The organism is Apibacter adventoris (genome assembly GCF_002964975.1).
In the GTDB taxonomy this organism is placed as follows: domain Bacteria; phylum Bacteroidota; class Bacteroidia; order Flavobacteriales; family Weeksellaceae; genus Apibacter; species Apibacter adventoris.
In genome coordinates this window covers 193,166-217,689 of the sequence record NZ_PSZM01000046.1, presented here as the reverse complement: position 1 = coordinate 217,689, position 24,524 = coordinate 193,166, and the positions used below count along the sequence as shown (strand labels likewise).

The 24,524-nt window shown below is 29.7% G+C and carries 22 protein-coding genes; 19 read left to right on the top strand and 3 right to left on the bottom strand.

What is annotated here, in order from left to right; translation table 11 throughout:
• Window positions 1-8: 8 nt before the first annotated feature.
• Window positions 9-440, top strand: a complete 432-nt coding sequence (gene rpiB, locus C4S77_RS11430) for a ribose 5-phosphate isomerase B (protein WP_105247659.1) — start codon at window positions 9-11, stop codon at window positions 438-440.
• A 50-nt stretch (window positions 441-490) separates the two neighbouring features.
• On the opposite strand, the gene C4S77_RS11425 is transcribed toward rpiB, so the two are convergent.
• Window positions 491-895: a hypothetical protein gene (locus C4S77_RS11425; RefSeq protein ID WP_146106113.1), complete on the bottom strand. Its 405-nt coding sequence runs from the start codon at window positions 893-895 to the stop codon at window positions 491-493.
• A 228-nt stretch (window positions 896-1,123) separates the two neighbouring features.
• Here C4S77_RS11425 and C4S77_RS11420 point away from each other — a divergent pair, with 228 nt between their 5' ends.
• From C4S77_RS11420 to ribB, 5 genes are all read left to right on the top strand, one after another.
• Window positions 1,124-1,777 carry a Bax inhibitor-1/YccA family protein gene (locus C4S77_RS11420; protein ID WP_260210063.1) on the top strand — a complete coding sequence of 218 codons (654 nt, stop codon included), beginning with the start codon at window positions 1,124-1,126 and terminating at the stop codon, window positions 1,775-1,777.
• A 154-nt stretch (window positions 1,778-1,931) separates the two neighbouring features.
• Window positions 1,932-4,367: an FtsK/SpoIIIE family DNA translocase gene (locus C4S77_RS11415; RefSeq protein WP_105247656.1), complete on the top strand. Its 2,436-nt coding sequence runs from the start codon at window positions 1,932-1,934 to the stop codon at window positions 4,365-4,367.
• A gap of 16 nt (window positions 4,368-4,383) precedes the next feature.
• Window positions 4,384-5,007, top strand: coding sequence for a LolA family protein (locus C4S77_RS11410; protein ID WP_105247655.1), 624 nt, complete (start codon window positions 4,384-4,386; stop codon window positions 5,005-5,007).
• A 6-nt stretch (window positions 5,008-5,013) separates the two neighbouring features.
• On the top strand, window positions 5,014-6,477 hold the full coding sequence (locus tag C4S77_RS11405) for an LptF/LptG family permease (RefSeq protein ID WP_105247654.1): 1,464 nt from the start codon (window positions 5,014-5,016) through the stop codon (window positions 6,475-6,477).
• On the top strand, window positions 6,474-7,604 hold the full coding sequence (gene ribB, locus C4S77_RS11400) for a 3,4-dihydroxy-2-butanone-4-phosphate synthase (RefSeq protein WP_105247653.1): 1,131 nt from the start codon (window positions 6,474-6,476) through the stop codon (window positions 7,602-7,604). Before C4S77_RS11405 ends, ribB begins: the two co-directional genes overlap by 4 nt.
• A gap of 257 nt (window positions 7,605-7,861) precedes the next feature.
• On the opposite strand, the gene C4S77_RS11395 is transcribed toward ribB, so the two are convergent.
• Together C4S77_RS11395 and C4S77_RS11390 are read right to left on the bottom strand one after the other, a co-directional pair.
• Window positions 7,862-8,977 carry a helix-hairpin-helix domain-containing protein gene (locus tag C4S77_RS11395; RefSeq protein WP_181042883.1) on the bottom strand — a complete coding sequence of 372 codons (1,116 nt, stop codon included), beginning with the start codon at window positions 8,975-8,977 and terminating at the stop codon, window positions 7,862-7,864.
• Between the two features lie 95 nt (window positions 8,978-9,072).
• Window positions 9,073-9,792 carry a histidine phosphatase family protein gene (locus C4S77_RS11390; protein WP_105247651.1) on the bottom strand — a complete coding sequence of 240 codons (720 nt, stop codon included), beginning with the start codon at window positions 9,790-9,792 and terminating at the stop codon, window positions 9,073-9,075.
• Window positions 9,793-10,185: 393 nt separating this feature from the next.
• Between C4S77_RS11390 and C4S77_RS11385 the strand changes: the two genes are divergently transcribed.
• The 13 genes from C4S77_RS11385 (at window position 10,186) to C4S77_RS11320 (ending at window position 24,415) form a co-directional block, all read left to right on the top strand.
• Complete coding sequence (locus C4S77_RS11385) at window positions 10,186-10,845, top strand: GNAT family N-acetyltransferase (protein ID WP_105191590.1); 660 nt, start codon at window positions 10,186-10,188, stop codon at window positions 10,843-10,845.
• Between the two features lie 5 nt (window positions 10,846-10,850).
• A complete protein-coding gene (argG, locus tag C4S77_RS11380; protein ID WP_105247650.1) occupies window positions 10,851-12,035 on the top strand; it encodes an argininosuccinate synthase in 1,185 nt (394 codons plus the stop codon).
• A gap of 15 nt (window positions 12,036-12,050) precedes the next feature.
• Window positions 12,051-13,031, top strand: coding sequence for an N-acetyl-gamma-glutamyl-phosphate reductase (gene argC, locus C4S77_RS11375; protein WP_105247649.1), 981 nt, complete (start codon window positions 12,051-12,053; stop codon window positions 13,029-13,031).
• 30 nt (window positions 13,032-13,061) lie between these two features.
• Window positions 13,062-13,466 carry a GNAT family N-acetyltransferase gene (locus tag C4S77_RS11370; protein ID WP_105247648.1) on the top strand — a complete coding sequence of 135 codons (405 nt, stop codon included), beginning with the start codon at window positions 13,062-13,064 and terminating at the stop codon, window positions 13,464-13,466.
• Window positions 13,467-13,486: 20 nt separating this feature from the next.
• Complete coding sequence (gene proC, locus C4S77_RS11365) at window positions 13,487-14,281, top strand: pyrroline-5-carboxylate reductase (RefSeq protein ID WP_105247647.1); 795 nt, start codon at window positions 13,487-13,489, stop codon at window positions 14,279-14,281.
• A 323-nt stretch (window positions 14,282-14,604) separates the two neighbouring features.
• Window positions 14,605-15,732: an aspartate aminotransferase family protein gene (locus tag C4S77_RS11360; protein WP_105247646.1), complete on the top strand. Its 1,128-nt coding sequence runs from the start codon at window positions 14,605-14,607 to the stop codon at window positions 15,730-15,732.
• 10 nt (window positions 15,733-15,742) lie between these two features.
• The gene (locus tag C4S77_RS11355) at window positions 15,743-16,696 is read left to right on the top strand and encodes an N-acetylornithine carbamoyltransferase (protein WP_105247645.1); all 954 of its coding nucleotides are present in this window, start codon (window positions 15,743-15,745) and stop codon (window positions 16,694-16,696) included.
• A 205-nt stretch (window positions 16,697-16,901) separates the two neighbouring features.
• Complete coding sequence (gene argB / locus C4S77_RS11350; RefSeq protein WP_105247644.1) at window positions 16,902-17,684, top strand: acetylglutamate kinase; 783 nt, start codon at window positions 16,902-16,904, stop codon at window positions 17,682-17,684.
• A 9-nt stretch (window positions 17,685-17,693) separates the two neighbouring features.
• On the top strand, window positions 17,694-18,776 hold the full coding sequence (locus C4S77_RS11345) for a M20 family metallo-hydrolase (RefSeq protein WP_105247643.1): 1,083 nt from the start codon (window positions 17,694-17,696) through the stop codon (window positions 18,774-18,776).
• An 18-nt stretch (window positions 18,777-18,794) separates the two neighbouring features.
• A complete protein-coding gene (gene argH, locus C4S77_RS11340) occupies window positions 18,795-20,075 on the top strand; it encodes an argininosuccinate lyase (RefSeq protein ID WP_105247642.1) in 1,281 nt (426 codons plus the stop codon).
• A 962-nt stretch (window positions 20,076-21,037) separates the two neighbouring features.
• On the top strand, window positions 21,038-21,505 hold the full coding sequence (locus C4S77_RS11330; RefSeq protein WP_105191612.1) for a BON domain-containing protein: 468 nt from the start codon (window positions 21,038-21,040) through the stop codon (window positions 21,503-21,505).
• Between the two features lie 8 nt (window positions 21,506-21,513).
• A complete protein-coding gene (locus C4S77_RS11325) occupies window positions 21,514-21,933 on the top strand; it encodes an SH3 domain-containing protein (RefSeq protein ID WP_105191614.1) in 420 nt (139 codons plus the stop codon).
• Between the two features lie 250 nt (window positions 21,934-22,183).
• Window positions 22,184-24,415, top strand: coding sequence for a nitric-oxide reductase large subunit (locus C4S77_RS11320; protein WP_181042882.1), 2,232 nt, complete (start codon window positions 22,184-22,186; stop codon window positions 24,413-24,415).
• Window positions 24,416-24,524: the final 109 nt, after the last annotated feature.

The following is a 24,524-nucleotide window of genomic DNA, read 5'->3' as shown; positions in this document are numbered from 1 at the left end:
CAAATAATATGAAAATAGCATTAGCCGCAGACCATGCAGGATTTGAATATAAAAATTATATTTTTAAATACCTCTCAGAAAAAGGACATCAAATACATGATTTCGGAACTTATTCTTCTGAAAGTTGTGATTATCCTGATTATATACACCCATTATCTATAGCTGTAGAAAATAAAGAATTTGATTTTGGAATTATTTTTTGTGGCAGTGGTGAAGGGGTTTCTATAACTGCTAATAAACACGCAGGTATTCGTTGTGCACTATGCTGGCAAACAGATATTGCCCGTTTAACTCGCCAACATAATAACTCTAACATAGTAGCCATTCCCGCTCGTTTTATTGCCAAAGAACTGGCTCAAGAAATTATTGATACTTTTCTTTCCACTGAATTTGATGGAGGAAGACACCAAACAAGAATAAATAAAATAGCTAAATGGTAAGATTATAAAAGAGCTCTTAATAAAATTAAGAGCTCTTTTATAAACAAAATTTATTTTTTTACATATTCTTCTGGATTTAATCTTATTTCTGCAAATTTTCCCTCATTTGTATTGTAAATATATACCAAAGTCATTTTATTTTCAGAAAATAATTTTATATCCGGTGAATTTGCTGCTTTTAATGCTTCTATAACCCGAGGTTTAGCATTTTTTACAAATTCTTCTGCAGAGATATTGGGCTTATCATTTAATTTATAATAAAACTTAAATTCTTTATTCGAAACAGCTTCAGCTTTTTCCAAAGAAATCCCTGGACTTATGGTCATGGGTAAATGAGCATTGGTTTGCTCTGCTATCTTAACAAATTTATCATCTGCTTTTTTTTGATTACAGTTAATCATAGAGCCTGCTAAAAGAATACTACTTAGCCCTAATATTAAAATTTTTTTAATCATAATGTCTTTTTTTAGTAATTTATACAAATATATATACAAAAATTTATTATTACATGTTTTCCTGATATTATAAAAAGAAGAATAATACAAAAAAAATAAGGTACAAATTTTGCCTTTACTAAAATCATTTAATAACTTTGAAAAAATTAAAATTATAAAAAATGGAATATCAAGAATAAGAAAACATAATAAGGACAAGAAACGAGGGTTAAAGATCAGGCTACTTTTATTTCAAAAGTATATATGTGGATGAGTTTAGCTTTATTAGTTACCGGTTTTACCGCCTATTTTACCTCTGCATCTACAGGAATTCTTAAACTTATGTTTACTGAAACTGGTCCTACATTTTTATTTTATGCACTTATTATCGGTGAATTATTATTGGTAATTTCATTAAGTGCTGCTATTCAGAAAATGACCGCTGGTTTAGCTACTGCCGTATTTTTATTTTACTCTTTTATAAACGGTATGACCCTCTCAATGATTTTCTTTGCTTATACCATGAGTTCAATAGCTACTACTTTTTTTATTACTGCTGGAACTTTCGCTATTATGAGTGCTTATGGATATTTTACTAGAACCGATCTTACAAAACTAGGCAAAGTTTTGTTCATGGCTTTAATCGGTATTATTCTGTCCATAGTAGTAAATTTATTTTTAAAAAATGCTATGTTAGATTTAATCGTTTCTATAGTTGGAGTATTGGTTTTTGTAGGTTTAATTGCTTATGACACTCAAAAAATTAAAGCAATCGGGACAGAAGTAGGAAATTCAGATCAGGACAACTTTATTAAAGCTTCTATTTTAGGTGCATTGTCTTTATATCTTGATTTTATTAACTTATTTTTATTTTTACTAAGATTTTTAGGTAATAGAAGATAATATCAGAAGTATTAATTATAGTAAATAAAAGGTTAAATAACATCTGTTATTTAACCTTTTGTTTATAAAATACTTTTTATCTACAAAAAGTATTTACAATTTCAATTACCCAAAGAAATTGTATTTTTGTATAGAATAAAATTATCAGTATAGGATGAAAAATAATTCTAATGATGAAGAAATAAAGCGAAAAAAATCTCTTATAAAAACAATCTTAGGGTTGCTGCTATTGGTTTCTTCTATTATATTACTTATTTCTTTTATCTCTTTTTATTTTTCATGGAAAGATGATCAAAGCCAACTCACCTCTTTTTTTAATAAAAACATAACGGCTGAAAATTTAATTGGAAAAATAGGTGCTAACTTAGGAGAAATATTTATTTTTAATGGAATTGGAATTATTGCTTTTTTTATCCCTTTCTTTCTTTTCATTCTTTCAATTAAAATTTTATTCGGAAAAGAAATTCTTAAAATCTGGAAACTTTTATCTCATGGAATTTTTTTTATAATATGGATTCCTATTTTTCTAGCTATGATTTTTGGAACCCAATGGCTGCTTTCCGGTTTAATAGGGTTTGAAGTATACGATTATCTAAAGACTTTACTAGGGACTGTAGGAACGGCTATATTATTATTTTTGACCTTAGCTATTTATTTTATCTTAGAGTTTAATTTGAGTGTAGATGCTGTATCAACTAAATTTAATACTCTAAAACAAAAAAAAGAAATATCTGTATCTGAGAAAGAGGAGGAAAAAGAACCTTTTGAAGAAGAAATAATCTACGAAAAAATTGAAGATCCTAAAACAATAAAATCTGAAACTCAAATATCTAAATCCGTAAAAGATTCTCTCCCAAAAAATATAGAAGAAAATAAAGAAGAAATACCTATAATTTCTAGCTTAGAGCCTAAAGTTATGGAAAGTAAACCTGTAGAGGCAATACAATCTCCTACAGAATTTGAGATCGATATACCTGCTGATGAAGAAATAATAGATGAAGTTAGTTTGACTATTGAAGAAACTCCAATAGAAAATATAAATGAGGAGGAAAATATCAGTGAAAAAATAGTAACAGAATTTGGACCTTATGACCCTAAATTAGAATTAGCTAGATATAAATACCCTACACTGGACCTATTGAAAGCATATAATTCCATAGAACCTATAACAATAAATAATGAGGAGTTAGAAGAAAATAAAAATAAAATTGTTACAACTCTAGCAAATTATGGAATTGGAATCTCTAGCATAAAAGCAACTATAGGACCTACAGTCACTTTATACGAAATTGTTCCGGAAGCAGGAGTTAGAATTTCCAAAATAAAAAATCTGGAAGATGATATAGCTTTAAGTTTAGCTGCCCTAGGTATCCGAATAATTGCGCCTATTCCTGGAAAAGGAACTATTGGTATTGAAGTCCCCAACAGTAACCCTACGATGGTTTCTATGAGAACGGTTATTGCCTCTCAAAAGTTTCAGAAAACAGAAATGGAGCTTCCTATTGTATTTGGTAAAACTATTTCGAATGAAACTTTTGTCACTGACCTGGCTAAGATGCCTCACTTATTAATGGCAGGGGCAACCGGACAAGGAAAATCAGTTGGATTAAACGCTATAGTGACTTCTTTACTTTATAAAAAACATCCTAGTGAATTAAAATTTGTTTTTGTAGACCCAAAAAAAGTTGAACTTACTTTATATAATAAAATTGAACGTCATTTTCTTGCTAAACTTCCAGATTCTGAAGAAGCTATCATAACAGACACTACCAAGGTAATAAATACACTCAATTCCCTTTGTGTAGAAATGGATAATCGTTACAAATTGTTACAATCAGCTTATGTAAGAACAATTAAAGAATACAATGAAAAATTTAAAGAACGAAAACTCAATCCTGAAAAAGGTCATCGTTTTCTCCCATATATTGTTTTAGTTATAGATGAGTTTGCAGATTTAATTATGACGGCAGGAAAAGAAGTGGAACTTCCGATTGCACGTTTAGCACAATTAGCACGAGCTATTGGAATTCATTTAATTATTGCTACTCAAAGACCTTCTGTAAATGTAATTACAGGTATGATCAAAGCTAATTTCCCTGCAAGAGTTGCTTTTAGAGTTACCTCTAAAATAGATTCCCGAACTATTTTGGACGGTAATGGAGCAGATCAATTGATAGGTAAAGGAGATATGTTATTTACAACCGGAAATGAACTTATACGTATGCAATGTGCTTTTGTAGATACTCCGGAAGTAGACAAAATAACAGAATACATAGGAAGCCAACAAGGATATACCGATGCTTATTTATTACCTGAATTTTATGGAGAAAATACATCCGGCAATGGAAGTGAAGCCCTTGATTCTAAAAAAGATGAATTATTCAATGATGCTGCCCGGGTCATAGTTTCCGCACAACAAGGTTCCACTTCTCTGATTCAAAGAAAAATGTCCTTGGGTTACAACAGAGCCGGAAGAATTATGGATCAACTTGAAGCAGCAGGTATTGTAGGACCTTTTGAAGGTAGTAAAGCAAGAAAAGTTTTAATAACAGATTTAAATACTTTGGAACAGTTATTGGAAAATTTATAAAAGTAAAAAATAAATTATGAAAAAATTATTTGTATTTATATTTATAAGCTTCTCATTAATAGCATGGTCTCAAAAAATAGATGCTAATGCTAAAAAATTATTGGATAATGTTAGTGAAAGATTAAGTAAAAATTCCACATTTTACATAAAATTTAATTATCTATATGTTGTTCCAAAACAAAAAAGCATCACAGAAACAGGACAAGTTTATGCTGCAGGTGTTAAATATCATTTAATATTACCTACTACTACTCAAATATTCGATGGCAATAAAATATATACCATTTCTAAAGAGGATAAGGAAATTACTTCTTCTAATAAAGAAGATGGAGAAAGTCTATCACCTACAAATATTTTAAATCTTTACAAAAAAAATTTCGACATTTCTTTTGAAGGAACTTCTACAATTAATAATAAAAAATGTTCTATTATTAAGTTAGTTCCTACTAACAATAAGCAATCAAAATCTATTATCCTAGCAATCTCTAATAATAATTTAATAAAAGTTACTGAAAATTATAAAGACGGAAGTTCCCTTATATTAACTATTATAGATTTTAAAGAAAACTTAATTGTTAATAAATCTTTACTTACCTTTGATAAAAATAATTACAAAGATTACACACTCACAGAGTTATAAAAGATAATGATAAAGAAACTTGATTGGTATATTATACGCACTTTTTTCGGTCCTTTCCTTTTTATCTTTAGTGTTTTAATGTTCATTTTTGTCATTCAATTTGCCTTTACTCAAATGGATAAATTTTTGGGAAAAGGTTTAAATATATGGGACATTACTAAATTATTATATTATTTAGGATTAGATGTTATACGTTTAGTACTTCCTTTAACTATACTCCTCTCATCTATTATGGCATTTGGAGGTTTCGGAGAAAGATACGAATTAGCAGCTATGAAATCTGCAGGAATATCTTTACCTAGAATCATGTTTCCACTTTTCGGTTTTGTTGTCATAATGTCAATTGGGTTATTTTATTTTTGCAATACTACCCTTCCGGACAATCAAAGGCGAGCAAGAAATATGTTAATAAATATTAATCAGACACGACCTGCTCTAAATTTTGAGGAAGGAAGATTTATTAAGGAAATGGAACCTTTTAGCATTAAAATTGAAAAAAAGAGAGGAAAAAATGATAGCGAATGGGAACAAGTATTTATTCATAAAAATGCCCCTTCTAGTGAAGATCAACTAACTATTATTGCAGAAAAAGGAAATATTGTTTCTAAAGATAATTACTATTTAAAATTAGAATTATACAATGGATACCTTTATCAAAATAATATAAATGGAAAAAATAGAGAAGAATTACAAAGACAGGGAGCTACTCAAGTAAAATTTGATACTTTAACACAGTATTATGATATTTCTGAATTAATTAAAAAAGCTTTAGATAAAGAATCCGGAGGTGATAACTTTAGATATAAATCATTTTCGGAACTAAATAAATATATAGATTCCATTAAAAAATCTAATGTGGTTTACTATAAAGATCTATCAAGAAACAGGGTTCTAATTTTATTTGGTGATACCTACCCAATGGATTCAATTGACTATAAAAAATTTCATAAAAAATTACCTTTCGACTGGAATAAATTAAATGACGACACCAAATTCCAACTTGTTCGCTCAGCGATTAATCAGATTAAAATAGATAAAGATGATTTGGGTTCTAGGTCTTCTGAAATAAAATCAACAGGAAAATTTGTCTCAAAAATGATTATCTGGCAACATAAAAATATAGTCTCTTATTCCATTACCTGCATTGTTTTTTTTCTTATTGGGGCCCCGTTAGGGTCAATTATAAGAAAAGGCGGAGTAGGAATGCCTGTAGTAGTAGCTGTTATAATTTTCATTATTTTTTATGTTTCCGGATTATATATGGAAAACCTTGCAAAAAATCAAATTTTGAATGCTTATTGGGCTTCTTGGTTACCCAACGCTATTTTTTTACCATTAGGAATTTTTTTAACAATTAAATCCATGCGAGATTCGGAATTGTTTGATATAGACAAATATTTAGGTCCTGTAAAAAAATTTTTCAGTAAATTTAAAAAGAAAAAAAATATAGAACATAGTAGATACCAATGATTACAACAGATGTAAAAATAAATACTATACCTGAAGCTTTAGAAGATTTAAAACAAGGAAAAGTCATTATTGTAGTAGATGACGAAAACAGAGAAAATGAAGGGGATTTTATAGCAGCAGCCTCTACCATGACAGCCGAAACTATAAATTTTATCACCCAATATGGCAGAGGACTTGTATGTGTACCTCTTACTTATGAAAGAGCCGAAAAATTGGATTTGAATTTTATGGTTGAAAAAAATACTGATCCAAAAAAAACAGCCTTTACGGTTTCTGTAGATTTATTGGGGCATGGGGTAACTACCGGTATATCTGCTTCAGATCGTGCTAAAACTATACAAGCATTAGCTGATGAAAATATGTTACCTAAAGATTTTGCACGTCCCGGACATATATTCCCTTTAATTGCAAAAAAAGGAGGAGTTTTAAAACGAGACGGACATACTGAAGCAGCAGTAGATTTATTAAATTTAGCCAGCTTGCCTTCTACAGGAGTTCTTATAGAAATTATGAATGAAGACGGTAGTATGGCGCGTTTACCAGAATTAGCAAAAGTAGCAGAAAAATTTAATTTAAAGATAATTACCATTGAAGATCTCATTGCTTATCGTCTAAGAAATGATACCTTAATTGAAAAAATTGATGATTCCTTATTAGAAACTCATTATGGAAAACTTAGGTTAGTATCTTATAAAGATAAAACAAACGATCAGATTCATTTTGCTTTAATAAAAGGTGTGTTTAAAGAGGGGGAAACAATACCGGTAAGAGTTCAGGCTTTGAATACTTATACTGATTTATTTAAAAACTTGGCTCTAGGAGAAGAAAACACTTTAAGTAAAACTATGCAACAAATAAATAAGGAGGGAAAAGGAGCTGCTATATTTATTAACAACCCAAATAAAGATAAAATAATTGAAAATCACTTATCTGAAATAAAAGATTATATTTCAGGAAAAAACAATAAATTATTTATTAATTCCGATCAAAGAAATTTAGGGATTGGCGCTCAAATCATTAAAAATTTAGGAATTAAAAAAATTAATATACTTTCTTCTACTCCAGGGAAAACCATTACATTAAATAGTGGTTATGGAATAGAAATCATTAAAGAAACTCTACTTTAATAAAAATAAAACCAATTTATTTAGACTCTGCTAGAATAAGCAGAGTTTTTTTATTCCTATTTAGTAAGTAATTTTTATTTAATTCATATAATAATAAACACTATCTATTAATATAATAATCTTTATTTTCTTTATTTTAAAGTTACAAGTATAATTAAATTTCAGTAATAATAATTCCTTATAAACTGAAGGCATTGAACTAAATGACTATTTTTATATTTATAATTAAAAATATACATACGGTTAAAGAGCGAAAGTTAAAACTGTATGTAAGGTTCTATTTCATTAAATTTATTTTCTGATATTACAAAACATTGCTTTATCTGTTGTTTAGATGTAAACCTCCCTCCCAATTTATTCTTATATTTAATTATTACCTCTGCCTGTTTCTGAGAAAAACCAATTTTTTGCCAATCAGCAGAAGAATAAAGATTAGGATTGAATTTGCTCAAAGTATATTTAATTGTTTTATCATCTATTGAAAATTTTTCTTGTTCATTTTTATTAATTTTTTCAGGTAACTGAATAAAAGGAGCCAATTCTTTGTATTTTTCTTCTGAAATGATAAAACATTTTTTTATCTGATCTTTAGAAATAAAAATTCCTCCTATACTTTTTTTATATTTTAAAATACTTTCAGCCTGTTTTTGTGTAAAACCTATCTTTTGCCAATCTAAAGAATTGAATTGATTAGGATTAAATTGACTAAGTGTATATGTTGTATTCGTATATGTTTGATTATTTTGATTGATATTTTCAGGAAGCTCAATAAAAGGGGCTAATTCTTTATATTTACTTTCAGAAATCACAAAACATTTCTTTAATTGATCTTTAGAGATAAATTTTCCTCCTATAAGTTCTTTATATTTTATGATAACCTCAGCTTGTTTTTGTGTAAAACCAATATTTTTCCAATCCGTAAGAATAAAACTATTGGGATTAAATTTTTTTAAAGTATATTGAGTAAAAGTTGAATGATCAGTTTTATTCCCAGTTATTTTTTCAGGTAACTGAATAAAAGGAGCTAATTCATTATATTTCTCCTCAGAAATTACAAAGCACTGTTTAAGTTGTTCTTTAGAAACAAAGTGTCCCCCTACTAAATTTTTATATTTAATAATGATAGATGCTTGTTTTTTAGAGAAACCTATATGTTGCCAATCTGCTTCTGAATAAGCATTCGGATTAAAGTAAGTTGTAAGAATAGGCTTTGAATCTGTTTGATTTTCAGAATTTATAATATTCTGTATATTTAAAGGTAAAGAGTCCTTTTCTACCTTTCCGGAAAATAAAGAATCTCTATGAATATAAATTTCTGTTCCTATAATAAAGGCTAATAAAAACAAAAGTCCTACCCTTTGTTCTCTGATCATTTTAAACCTATATCCGATTTTCATAAATTTTTTTAAAGATCATCCTTTATTAACATATTATTACAATCAACTAATATGCTTATTATTTAAAATTTCTATTTCATTTTTATCAATTTCTTTCCTTTTTCAACATAACTCATATCTCCCATGGATTCAACCTTAAACTTACCATCTTTAAAAAAAACCTTACAAACAGAAGCATTACCTAAATCATCTGTAACTAAATCTCTTCCTCCTAAATTTTGTAACATAAATTTTATGCACATACCATGAGCTACAATAAGAACATTTTTTTCTTCATTTCCCTTACTTTCTTTTTTAGCAATTTCTAATAGGGCTTTTTGCGTTCTTTTTTCCACCTCATCAAACCCTTCTGCCATACCTAATTCATCCAATTTTTTTATAACATTTGCCACCTGTTCATAAGTAATATTTTTTTTCACATCAAAAACATCACGTAATAAATCTTTACTACTCTTATATTGTAAATATAAAGCAGCATCTTTCCACATATTATTAGTAGGGTCAGACTCGTAACTTCCAAAACATACCTCTCTAAATTCAGTTTTTTCTACAACCTTCACACTTTTTTGTCTATGATGTTCCAAAATAATATTAATAGTTTCATGTGTTCTACGTAAGTCACTACAATAGGCAGAAGAAAATTGAATATCAGATAAACCTGCTCCTAAATATTTTGCAACCTTAGCTCCTTCATGAGTTAAAGGAGAATCACTCCACCCCTGAACTTTCCCTAATGTATTTAAAATCGTTTTTCCATGTCGAGCTATGTAAAAAGTTACCTTTGTACTCATATTATTTTAAATCTTATTTTTATTATAACAAATATAAATATTTTATTATATTTAGATATGGATGATTAACTTTCTTCAAAAAAATTCAGCCTTACTCATTTCATAAAAATTATTTTTTTTTATAATAAAATATATTATACATTTGTGTCAGATAAAGTTATTAACTTTGCTATTTTAAAAATATCGATTAATTGAAATTAAATTTTAAAATTTTAAAATTATCTGCAAGCAATATTCTAATTAAAATTGCAAATAATTTTTATTCCCTTTCCTTCTCAGAAAAATTCTGTAGGCAGGTTAGGCTTTGATCTTTCAGAGCCGCTACCTTTGCTATAAATAGTAATTTACCTTTAACTATTTTTTAAATTTCACTTTAAATTTATTGTTAAAAGAATGAATATTAACATTGTTGTTGCCGATCAAAGACATTATAAATACGCCGAACAAATCTGCGAAACCATATATCAGTCTGCAATTGTAAGAGGAACTGGAATAGCCAAAAGAACTCCTGAATACATACAGAAAAAAATGGATCAAAAACAAGCGATTATAGCCACCGATGGTGAAAAATTCGCAGGATTTTGTTATATCGAAAAATGGCAGAATGGGGAATTTGTAGTTCATTCCGGGTTAATTGTACATCCAGATTATAGAAGCTTAGGCCTTGCAAAGAAAATTAAAAAATTTGTGTTTGAATATACAAGAAAAAAATTTCCTAATGCTAAAATATTTGGTATTACCACTGGATTAGCTGTTATGAAAATCAATTCTGAATTAGGATATAAACCTGTTCCTTTTTCTGAATTGACTGACGATCCTGATTTTTGGAATGGATGTAAAACTTGTACTAATTTTGGAATATTACAAAGTAAACAAAATAAAATGTGTCTTTGTACTGGAATGCTTTTTGATCCTAAAGCCCAAAAAAATTCAAAAGAAGAAAAATATACTTTTGATAAAAAAGTCCTTTCCCGGTTGAAAAAAATAAAACAAGCTTTTTTATTATCCCCACATAAAAAAGAAAATGAAATCATTCATAAAGATAATAAATAAAACCCATGAAAACAGCCGTTTTAGCTTATAGTGGAGGATTAGATACTTCCTATTGTTTAGTTCGTTTAACAAAAGAAGGATATAAAGTTCATACAGTTATTGTTAATTCAGGTGGTTTCACTCCTGAAGAACTTGCACAAATTGAAAACAGAGCCTATGAATTGGGCTCTTCAAAACACAAAACTCTAGATATTACAGAACTATATTATAAAAATTGCCTACGTTTCTTAATCTATGGTAATATATTAAAAAATAATACCTATCCTTTATCTGTTAGTGCCGAAAGGATGTTTCAGTCTATAGCAATTGCAGAATATGCAAAATCCGTAAATGCTCCCTATATAGTTCATGGAAGTACCGGAGCAGGCAATGACCAGATACGTTTCGATGTAGCTTTCGCTGTAATTTCACCTAATTCAGAGATTATCACTCCTATTAGAGATGAAAAATTATCTCGACAACAAGAAGTTGATTATCTACAAAAAAATGGAGTAGACATGAATTGGGAAAAAGCAAAATATTCTATTAACAAGGGCATCTGGGGAACTTCTGTCGGAGGGGTGGAAACTCTTTCTTCCGACTTGGCTTTACCCGAAGAAGCCTATCCCACACAAATTTCCGAAACAACTCCCGCCACAATTGAAATTGAATTTTTAAAAGGTGAACCTGTTGGATTGAATGGAGAAAAAATGAATTCTGTCCAATTAATTCAAAAACTTAATGAAATCGGAGGAAAATATGCTATTGGAAGAGATATTCATGTAGGAGATACCATTTTAGGCATTAAAGGCCGTGTTGGTTTTGAAGCTCCTGCTCCTATGATAATAATTAAAGCGCATCACTTATTGGAAAAACATACCCTTTCCCGTTGGCAGTTATTACATAAAGATTCTTTAGCAAACTGGTATGGGACTTTACTACATGAAGCTCAATATTTAGACCCGGTGATGAGGGATATAGAAGCCTTCTTGGAATCTTCTCAAAAACATGTAAGCGGAAAAGTGAAAATACAACTCAACCCTTATCATTTTCATCTGATAGGAATAGAATCTCCTTATGATATGATGCAATCTAAGGTAGCTACTTATGGAGAAGAAAATGAAGCCTGGGATAGCAGAGATGCCAGAGGATTCATAAAAATATTTGGAAACCAGTTGAAAATCTATCATAGTTTTGAAGATAATAACTAAAGGATATAGAAAAAAATGAGTAAAATAAAAGTAAGTATTGTTGGAGGGGCTGGTTATACGGCCGGAGAATTATTACGGATTCTTATACATCATTCTCAAGTAAAAATAACCTCTGTATTCAGCACTTCCAATGCAGGGAACCCTGTTATCAAAGTACATGATGATCTTCTGGGAGAAACCGATTTAGTTTTCACAGACAAAACAGATCCGAATTCAGATGTTGTTTTTCTATGTTTAGGTCATGGTAAATCCAGAGAATTTTTAGGAAATAATCTTTACTCAGAAAATACAAAAATTATTGATCTAAGCAATGATTTCCGACTGCACCCTCATCATACTTTTCAAAAAAGAAATTTTGTATACGGATTACCCGAGTTACAAAGAGAAAAAATAAAATCCGCTAAAAATATCGCAAATCCAGGATGCTTTGCCACTGCTATACAACTGGCTTTACTTCCTTTGGCACAAAAAGATCAACTAAATCAGGATATTCATATTCATGCTGTAACCGGTTCCACCGGAGCGGGGCAATCACTCTCTGCAACTACCCATTTCACCTGGAGAAATAATAATGCTTCCTTTTACAAAGAATTTACTCATCAACATGAAGCTGAAATTTCACAAAGCATCCACCAATTAGGAAATAATTCACATGAACTTTATTTTCTTCCGATGCGTGGAGACTTTGCCCGAGGAATTCTGGCAGGTGTTTACTTAAAATCCGATTTATCGGTAGAAGAAGCTAAAAGCATGTACAAAGAGTATTATAAAAATCATCCTTTTACTATGGTTTCCGATACTCCTATCGCTCTCAAACAAGTAGTTAACACAAATAAATGTTTATTGGAAATACAAAAGCACAAAGATATTTTATTAATTACTTCTGTAATTGACAACTTGACAAAAGGAGCCTCAGGACAGGCAGTACAAAATATGAATTTACTGTTCGGATTTAAGGAAACTGAAGGATTACAATTAAAACCTGTGGCTTTTTAAATCAAAACATAATATTATAATTTACTCAATATGGAGATTGAATACACAAATAAAATACCCGATATCAATTCATTTTTCTCTCTATATGAAACTACCGGATGGAATGATAAAAATAGAACTAAAGAAGAACTATTTCAAGCAATAAATAAAAGCTGGTATATATTATCCGCTTATTATGATGAAAATCTTATAGGATTTGGAAGAATTATTTCTGATGGCAGATTACATGCATTTATTGTAGACTTAATTATTTCTCCTAATTTTAAAAAACAAAAAATAGGAACTGAAATTTTGCACCGTTTAACAAATGAAATTCTAAAAGAAGGAATCACAGATATTCAACTTTTTTGTGCAAAAGGAAAAAAAAATTTTTATTTAAAAAATAATTTTTCAGAACGTCCAAATGATGCCCCAGGCATGCAATATAATATATAATAAAACCAAAAACCTGTAATATGAAAATAGCAATTATTGGAGCCGGAAATTTAGGATTGGCTATAGCTAAAGGAATCATTAATAGCAAAATAACCGAAACATTGTATATAACTAAAAGAAATATAAAAACCCTGCAAGAATTGGATACTTTAGATAATGTGTTCCTTACTTCTGACAACAGGGAAGCTGTAAAAAATTCCGATATAGTTATTTTTGCTATTCAACCTGCTCATATGCAAGAAATTATACTTGATTGTAAAGATTTATTTAAAGAAGAACAAACCTTAATATCTGTAGTAGCAGGATTCAATATTCATAAAATTGAAGATATTATAGGAGATAATCTATCTATTATACAAGCCATGCCCAACACCGCTATATCTGTTAATCAATCCATGACTTGCATTTGTAGCAATAAAAAAGGAAAAGAAAAAATTAACCTTGCCCAGAATATTTTTAATCAATTGGGATATTCTATAGAAGTTCCTGAAGAACAAATGCAAGCTGCAACAGTCATATGTTCCAGTGGAATAGCTTTCTGGATGAGGCTTATTCATGCTCAAACCCAAGGAGCCATAGAACTAGGGTTAGAACCTAAAGAAGCAGTTGATATGATTACTCATACATGTATAGGTGCTGCTCGTTTGCTTATATCAGGAAATAACCACCCAGAACAGGAAATTGATAAGGTTACCACTCCTGGAGGATGTACTATTGCAGGATTAAATGAAATGGAACATCAAGGATTAAGTTCTTCTATTATAAAAGGACTTTTAGCTTCTTATAATAAAATTAGTAAAATCGCAAAGAATTAAACTATTAATTAATGTCGATAGAAGCATATAAAAAAATATTATCTTTATTCTGTATTACTTTTCTTACGTAATCTTATTATGAAAAGAAAGAAAAAGACTTCTATATAGTTAGGTTAGATAATCATATAGCATTTATTTATTTATACTAACAATAATAATATATATTTTGTACATTCTAATTATTATGAGCCCGAAATCAGAGTAATGAAACAAAAAATAAAATCAAAAAAATCCATTTAACGATTCCAAATATGGAATGATTGGAAAAATTTTATTCCCGAAAATGATCGAAAAATGGATTTTAAATACAAAATATTAAAAAAATGAGTTTATTCAACGTATATCCTCTTTATAATATAGCTCCGGAAAAAGCTTCAGGTGCTACCGTATGGGACGAAAACGGAAATGCTTATCTTGATTTCTACGGAGGACATGGAGTTATTTCCATAGGACACTCTCATCCCATTTACGTAAAACATATAACTGAACAGGTAAATAAAATAGGGTTTTACTCCAACTCTATTATCAATCCTCTACAGGAAAAATTAGCAAACTTATTACCTAAAATCTCAGAATATCCCGATTATACTTTATTCCTATGTAATTCAGGTGCAGAAGCCAATGAAAATGCCTTAAAACTGGCTTCTTTCCACAATGGAAAATCTAAAGTTATTGCTTTCAAAAATAGTTTTCATGGTAGAACTTCAGCAGCAGTTGCCGTTACGGATAATCCTAAAATTGTAGCTCCACTCAATGCTCAACAAAAAGTTATATTCTGTGATTTAAATGACATAAACGCTGTAAAAAAAGAAATTGCAAAAGGAGATATTTCTTCGGTTATTATTGAAACGATACAAGGAGTAGGTGGTCTGGATGAAGGAAATACAGAATTTTTTAAAGAACTGGAAAAGGTTTGTAAAGAAAGTGGAGTTGTTTTAATCCTTGATGAAATACAGTGCGGATATGGACGCTCCGGTAAATTCTTTGCCCATCAGCATCATGGGATAAAGGCTGATATTATTTCTTTAGCAAAAGGAATGGGAAATGGATTTCCTATAGGAGGGATTTTAATATCACCTGAGTTTAAACCTTCCTATGGCTTGTTGGGAACTACTTTTGGGGGTAATCATCTTGCCTGCGCAGCTGCACTTGCTGTTTTAGAAGTTTTTAAAAACGAAAATATTTTGGATAATGTAAAACGACAATCATCTTATTTCATGAAAAAATTTAAATCACTTCCGCAAATTAAAAAAATCAAAGGTAGAGGATTAATGTTGGGACTTGAATTTGATTTTGAAGTAGCTGAATTGAGAAAAAAATTGATTTACGAAAAGAAAATTTTTACAGGAAATTCTAATAATAAAAACTTACTTAGAGTTCTTCCTCCTTTGAGTATAACGCAAAATGAAATCGATATACTTTTTGAAAATTTAAAATCCTGTTTGGAATAAAACCAGAAAAATGAAAAAATATACTTCTGTTGATGATATAAGCAACTTAAATGAAATTTTGCAGGCAGCAAAAGAAATTAAATTAAACCCTTTAGCTAACAAGCAGTTAGGAAAAGATAAAACTATAGGATTAATATTTTTCAACTCTAGTCTCAGAACTCGGTTGAGTACTCAAAAAGCAGCACAAAACCTAGGCATGAGATGTATGGTAATGAATTTAAATACAGAAGGATGGACATTAGAATTTGAAGATGGGGTTATTATGAATGGTTCTGCCTCTGAACATATTAAAGAAGCTGCGCCTGTTATTTCTCAATATTGCGATATTATTGCAATTAGAAGTTTCCCAACTTTAAAAAATAAAGAAAAAGATGAGGCAGAAACTGTGATTTCTTCATTTGTTAAATATGCTTCTGTCCCGGTAATTAGTCTGGAAGGAGCTACCGAACATCCCTTACAAGCATTAGCAGATGCTCTTACTATTGAAGAATACAAAAAATCTGATCGACCTAAAGTAGTATTAAGCTGGGCACCTCATCCCAAAGCGCTTCCCCAGTCCGTCCCCAATTCATTCGTTAAAATGATGAAAAAAATGGATGTAGACTTTATCATCACTCATCCAGAAAGTTACGAACTGAATCCTAAAATTACAGAAGGTGTAAAAATAGAATATAACCAGGAAGAAGCATTTAAAAATGCAGACTTCATTTATGCTAAAAACTGGAGTAATTATATAGACTATGGTAAAATAACTAATCAGGATTCTAATTGGACGGTTGGAAAAAAACAAATGAATTTAACCCGAAATGCAAAATTTATGCATTGTCTGCCTGTACGTAGAAATGTAATTGTTACTGACGAAATTTTAGATGGGGATTCCTCGATTGTTATTCCTGAAGCAAATAACCGAATTTATTCCGCTCAAGTTATTATTACCAAAATACTGGAAGAATTTAAAAAATAAATACTCAAAAAGACCGAAAAATAATTCGGTCTTTTTTATTTATTTATTTATCAGAAAACTGTTTAATTATTAATAAATTTAAATATTTAACCTACAAATAAACAAAAAGACTTTCTTGAAGTATAAAAATATTTTATATAAAAAAAAATCAGCTTTTTAATGTATAAAGAATAAATCTAAACTATTTTTGTATATAATTTAAAAAATGGAAAAAGATACTCTCACCATAATAAAAATAGGAGGAAATGTAATAGATAATTCTGAGACCCTTTCTACTTTTTTAAAAAATTTCTCTCAATATAAAGGCTTGAAAATTTTAGTTCACGGTGGAGGGAAAGCAGCTACAAGACTAGCAGGAAAATTAGGCGTAGAAACAATTATGATTGAAGGTAAACGTATTACAAATGAAGAAATGTTAGATGTTGCTATAATGACTTATGCAGGATTATGCAACAAAAAAATTGTAGCACAGTTACAAAATTTCAATATTCAGGCAATAGGATTAACAGGAGCTGACGGGAACAGTATATTATCGAAAAAAAGAGAACACACTACCATCAATTATGGATATGTTGGAGATGTTGTCGAGGTTAATGCAAAATGGATTCAGGCAATCATAGACACTGGAACAACTCCTGTATTCTGCGCTTTAACCCATGACAAAAAAGGTCAGTTGCTAAATACTAATGCAGATACGATTGCTCAATCTTTAGCGGTAGGTCTTTCTTCGATATATAATATTAATTTAATATATTGTTTTGAAAAAAAAGGGGTATTACAAAATATGGAGGATGAGGATAGTATTATTGAAGAACTTAATTACAATACTTATCAATATTTGAAAAATGAAAACATTATACACTCAGGAATGATACCTAAACTGGATAATTGTTTTAAAGCTCTGAAACAGGGGGTCAAAAATATAATTATTGCCAATCCGGATATCATTATAAATCCCCTTATGCTTCATACACATATTTCATTATAACAAAGTCTTATGGAAATAATACAAAAACTCACTTTAGAGTCTATTGATTTATTAAAAAAATTAATTGAGACTCCTTCTTTTTCAGGAGAAGAGTCTCATACAGCTTTAATAATAGAATCCTGGTTTACCCACCATAATATACCTTTTAAAAGAGAAAATAACAATATATGGGCATACAATCAATTTTTTGATGAATCTAAACCCAACTTGCTTTTAAACTCTCACCAAGATACTGTTTTTCCCAATAAAGGGTATATCCACAATCCTTTCGAAGCTATAGAAAAAGATGGAAAAATCTATGGTTTGGGATCTAATGATGCGGGAGGGTGTTTAGTATCTCTTTTGGCTGTTTTCACTTATTTTTATTCCAGGAAAGATTTAAAATATAATTTAATTATGGTTGCTTCAGCTGAAGAAGAAAATAGTGGAAAAAACGGTTTAAACAGTGTGGTTTCGCACTTACCTCACTTAGATTGTGCTATAATAGGAGAACCTACCCTTATGCAGCTGGCTATTGCTGAAAAAGGCTTACTGGTATTAGATATCCTTGTAAAAGGAACTGCGAGCCATGCAGCTCATAATAACACAGACAATCCAATATATAACTCTTTACAGGTGATTAACTGGTTTAAAAATTTCTCTTTTGAGAAGATATCTGATGTTTTAGGACCTATGAAAATGACTGTTTCACAGATTGAAGCAGGAAAACAACATAATTTGGTTCCAAATGAATGTAGAATAGTCGTAGACATTAGAGTCAATGACTGTTATACCAATGAGGAAGTATATTCTATTATTCAGGATAATTTATCTTCTGATAAAATAATCATTACACCACGCTCCCTAAGACAGAAATCTTCCTCTATTCCTATAGATCATCCTTTAGTTTTAGCCGGAATAGAATTAGGACGAGAAACCTATGGCTCTCCTACCCTTTCAGATCAATCTGTTTTATATTGTCAATCTTTAAAAATGGGTCCAGGTAATTCGCTGAGATCTCATACTGCAGATGAATATATTTACCGAAATGAAATTGAAGAAGCTATTCCTCTTTATATCCAAATATTAAATAAAACCGTCATACAATCCTAACATTTATATATTACAAAAATGAAACTTTGGGAAAAAGGTATTCCAACAGATAAACAAGTAGATTTTTTTACTGTAGGGAATGACAGAGAACTTGATACTGTATTGGCTAAATATGATGTACTGGGTTCTATAGCACAAGCTAAAATGCTTCAAAAAGTAGGTTTAATTTCCGTTAATGAAAAAACTGACTTATTACAAGCTCTAAATGAAATTTTAATAGATATAGAAAAAGGAGATTTTCAGATCGAAAACGATTTTGAAGATGTGCATTCCAAAATAGAGTTTTTACTTACAGAAAAGGTAGGTAATGCGGGAAAAAAAATACATACAGCTCGTTCACGAAATGATCAGATTTTGGTAGATATGAATTTGTTCCTGAAAGAAGAGTTAAACCAGATCAAAAATCAAATCCGGCAGCTATTCGATCTATTAATGGAATTGGCTGAAAAATATAAAAATATTTTAATGCCAGGATATACACATTTTCAGATTGCAATGCCTTCTTCTTTTGGTTTGTGGTTTTCTGCCTATGCAGAAAGTATGATTGACGATATAATTTTAGTAAACGCAGCTTTAAAAATAGTAGATCAAAATCCTTTAGGTTCTGCTGCCGGATATGGTAGTTCCTTTCCTATAGATCGTACTTATACTACTAATGAACTTGGATTTAAAACCTTGAAATATAATTCGGTTGCGGCACAAATGAGTCGTGGAAAATCTGAGAAGAGTACCGCCTTTGCCCTTTGCAGTTTAGCCGGAACTTTATCTAAACTGGCAATGGATGTTACATTATATATGAGTCAGAATTTTAATTTTGTTTCTCTTCCTTCCCACCTTACTACCGGATCTAGTATTATGCCTCACAAAAAAAATCCGGATGTATTTGAATTAATACGAGGAAAATGCAATAAAATTCAGGCTTTACCCTATGAATTAACTCTGATTACCAATAATCTTCCAAGCGGCTATCATCGCGATTTACAATTATTGAAAGAAGGACTCATTCCTGCGATTCAAACCATGAAAGCCTGCCTTGATATGACACATTATTCATTAAAAGACATAAAAATTAATGACAACATTTTAGAAGACCCAAAATACAATTACTTATTTACGGTTGATGCGTTAAATGAGCTAGTATCACAAGGGATTCCGTTCCGTGATGCTTATAGAATAATCGGGGAACAGGTAGAAAAAGGAACTTTTCAATCTCCAAAAAAAACTACTCATACCCATGAAGGAAGTATAAACAATCTTTGTCTGGATGAAATAAAAAAGAAAATGTATGAATCTTTATAACCTATGAAACTTCAATATTTTCCTATATAAATTTTCTATTTTTTTTATTACTATAAGAGCAACATCCTGTCATATACAAAAATAAAATTATTTTTAAAGCAAATTTTCATTATGCAAAATTCTTTAAAAAATGGACTATCATTACTGATGAATGGAATAGTGTTATAATCTTAGGCTAAAAGGAGAACGAAATTCTCTGTATTGGGGAATTTTATTACATAATTAAAGTACTTCCTGAAAATTATATTTTAAGTTTTTCTACTATAGTAAACGCTCAATCGTATTTATTTGAACTTATAACACACTTCATAATAATATTTATCTTAGATTTTTACTTGATAAACTAAATAATTATTTTGCTTAAAAGACCTTTCCATATTTTCTGAAGAATATTCGGAAAGGCTTATCTTTTCGGTCATCTGGGATATCTAACCAAAATAGATTATAATCTTCCTTCTGAATAACTAAACTGGAAAATCTTAAAAACAGAAAGTCAATTTTTTCATAAAAATCAATGGAAAGGAAATCATCTCCTTTAGGGAAAAAGAAAATATTGTAAATTCCAAAGGTTGTTTGGAATTTACAATAAATGGCTCTGTACTTATCAATATAATATTTAGTTAAAAAAAGCAAAGATTCTCAACTTCTCGAAAATTTCACTTAGAAAACCAGGCCTTTTGATTTAGTATTATTTTCTGAATCAAATAGCATAACAACATGGTAATGTAGGAATAAATACCAAAAGATATAGAGATTATTTAATTTTTAACGAAAATAAACTCTAAAAACAAAAGCTTAAAACAACTCTTGCTTTTAATAATTTCTTCAATTTTTAATTATATATATATTATTTATATATGACCAAAATACAACATGTAATTATATCAATATAATAATATAGTTTTCAATGTTAAAATGGAATAATTTTTGATTTTAAATTAAAAATATTAAAAAAATACAATATGAAACAATTAAGACGATTATGTTGGGTTTTAGCTATAGCAAGTTTTTTAAATTTATCATTATCATCATGCAAATCAGGCCCTAAAGATTCTGAATTAAAAACTCAGGCTCAAGCAAAACTCCCTACAGGGATTAGCATTGATGTAAAAAAAGGAATTGTAACGATATCTGGAGAATTTAGTGATGATTTAGCCAAACAATCTACCGAAAACTCATTGAAAGCTATACCCGGAATAAAATCAATTATAGATCAAACTACTGTTAAACCTGTAGAATTCCCAATGGATAATGAATTAACAACAAAAGTTAACGCTGTTATAAAGGATTATACAGGAGTTTTGGCGAATGTAAAAGATGGAGTAGTTACCCTAAATGGTCAACTAAACAGAGCCGATCTACCTAAATTAATGCAAGCCATTAATGCCTTACAACCTAAAAAAATTGAACAAAAATTAACATTAAAATAAAAACAATTATGGCTTTACAAGATAAATATGCTGAACTAATTAATGCAGCAAAAAATTTAGGCTCTCATAATCTTTCTGTTAGAGAACAAAATAATGTTCTTTATATTAATGGAGAAGTTCCTGATGGAAAAGCTAAAGATCAATTATGGAATATTTACAACAAAATTGACCCTGATTTCAGATCTGGCGATTTAATACTAAATATAAACGTATCTCCTAATGCTCCTTCTTCCCAATATAAAGTAACTACTCACAGTTCTAATTTAAATATTAGAAAAGGACCAGGAACTGACCAACCCATTTTAGGTAAGGCAGCTCATCAATCTACAGTAACTTTCCTTAGCAAATATAATGAAGACTGGTATCTTATACGTTCTACTGATGGAATAGAGGGATACTGTAATACTGAATATTTATCTGCAATTTAATAAACATCATAAATAAATATACAAATTCAAAAAGAGTTTAAGGTAAACCTTAAACTTTTTTATTTCAAGCAAAAACAAATCAAATTATAACAATTTCTTTTATGGTGTATATTTTTAAATTATACAAGAAAAATCTATAGATAACAGCTTTAAAAAAATAATAAAAGATATTTTTGTCCTTTATTGAAAAATTACTATTTTCGCTGCAAAATAATAGAAGATAAAAATATCCTTTATTAAATTGCTTATCATGAAAAAAGAAAAAAAACTATGGTTTTTATTAGCATTTGTTCTACTTGCTTCATTTTCAACTCTTGGATATTATGGAATACAGATTTACCAGCAATCTCCTCCTATTCCCGAAAAAGTAGTATCCCAGAAAGGAGAAGTAATTTTTACTAAACAAGATATTATAGAAGGTCAAAACATTTGGCAAAGCATAGGTGGGCAAGAAATAGGATCAATTTGGGGACATGGTGCTTACTTAGCTCCTGACTGGACAGCTGATTGGTTGCATAAAGAAGCAATATTTATACTTAACGAATATTCTGAAAAGTTTTATTTTACTTCTTATGAAAAACTAAATAAGGAAAAACAAGCTTTATTAAAAATTAAACTTCAAAATGATTTGCGAATTAATACTTATGATAAGAAAACTAAATCCATTACGATTTCAGAAAACAGACTAAAAGCTATAAAATATTTATGTAATTATTATCAAGGGTTATTTATGAATAACCCAAAGTTTGCTCAACTTAGAGAGTACTATGCCCTTACGGAAAATACTATCAAAGATCCGAAACGAATGAAAAAAATGAATGCTTTCTTTTGGTGGGCTACCTGGGCTACGGTTACCGAAAGACCAGGAACTAATATTTCATATACACATAATTGGCCATCAGAAGAATTAGTAGGGAATAAATCTACTCCCGATCTCCTTATATGGTCTGGTGTAAGCATTATATTACTTATTTTATTTATCGGTATTTTAGCTTATTATCATGCACAATCTAAAGATGAAGAGTTTATTACTCCGACACAGAATCCCCTGATTAACGAAAAAATAACCCCATCTATGAAACGAATAAAAAAATATCTAATTATAGTTGGGCTACTTATGACGCTTCAGGTGCTATTAGGTATCGTTACTGCACACTATGGAGTAGAAGGCAAAGGTCTATATGGAATTCCTATAAGCAAGATACTTCCTTATTCTGTAACCCGGACCTGGCATACCCAATTGGCTATTTTTTGGATAGCGACAGCCTGGCTGGCTACAGGTTTATATATGGCTCCTGCATTATCTGGAAAAGACCCAAAATTTCAAAGTTTTGGAGTAGATTTTCTTTTTTTTGCATTATTAATTATTGTTTTAGTTTCAATGGCAGGGCAATGGATGGCTATAATGCAAAAACTAAATCCAGAGATAAATTTCTGGTTCGGACATCAAGGATTTGAATATGTAGATTTGGGAAGATTCTGGCAATTATTTTTATTTATTGGTTTACTGCTTTGGTTAATATTAATGATACGCCCTATACTTCCTGTAATAAAAGAAAAACCACAAAAAAAAAGTCTCTTACTTTTATTTTTAATTTCTTGCATATCTATAGCCTTATTTTATGCTGCCGGATTAATGTGGGGACAACACACACATCTTAGTATATCTGAATATTGGAGATGGTGGGTTGTTCATTTATGGGTAGAAGGTTTTTTTGAAGTTTTTGCCACCGTGGTTATTGCTTTTATCTTTGTTAGATTAGGATTATTAAAAGAAAAAACAGCCACTGTTAATGTACTATTTTCTACAATTATTTTTCTTTCGGGGGGAATTATAGGCACATTCCACCATTTATATTTTGCCGGGTCTACTCCGGTTATAATGGCTTTAGGGGCATGTTTTAGTGCTTTAGAAGTAGTCCCATTAACTTTGATTGGTTTTGAAGCTTTTGAAAATTATAAAGCCTCTAAAGCTACACCGTGGATGAAAGATTATAAATGGCCGATATATTTTATGGTATCTGTATCTTTTTGGAATTTCCTAGGTGCCGGAATTTTCGGTTTTTTAATAAATCCGCCCATAGCATTATATTACGTTCAAGGATTAAATACTACTGCTTTGCATGCTCATACAGCTTTATTTGGTGTATATGGGATGTTAGGAATAGGTTTTATATTCTTTGTTCTACGAAGTATGTACAGAAAGATGAAATGGAATGATAAATTATTAAAAATATGTTTTTGGGGGCTAAATATAGGTCTTTTAGTTATGGGAGTATTTAGCTTACTTCCTATCGGAATATGGCAAGCTTTTGAAAGTATTGATAAAGGAATGTGGTACGCTCGTTCGATAGAACTAATGCAAAAACCTGAAATAATTTTTTTAAAATGGTTAAGATCTATTGGAGATATTATATTTGCTGTGGGTATATTCAGCGGAGTGGGATTTATAATGAAACTTTGTATAAAAAAGATAACTTAAGTGTAAATTTAATTTTTATAAAAATAAATATAACAAAAAGAAGACTTTTTAAATAAAAAAGTCTTCTTTTTGTTAATGCTTTATATATACCAACTATAAATAATAATTC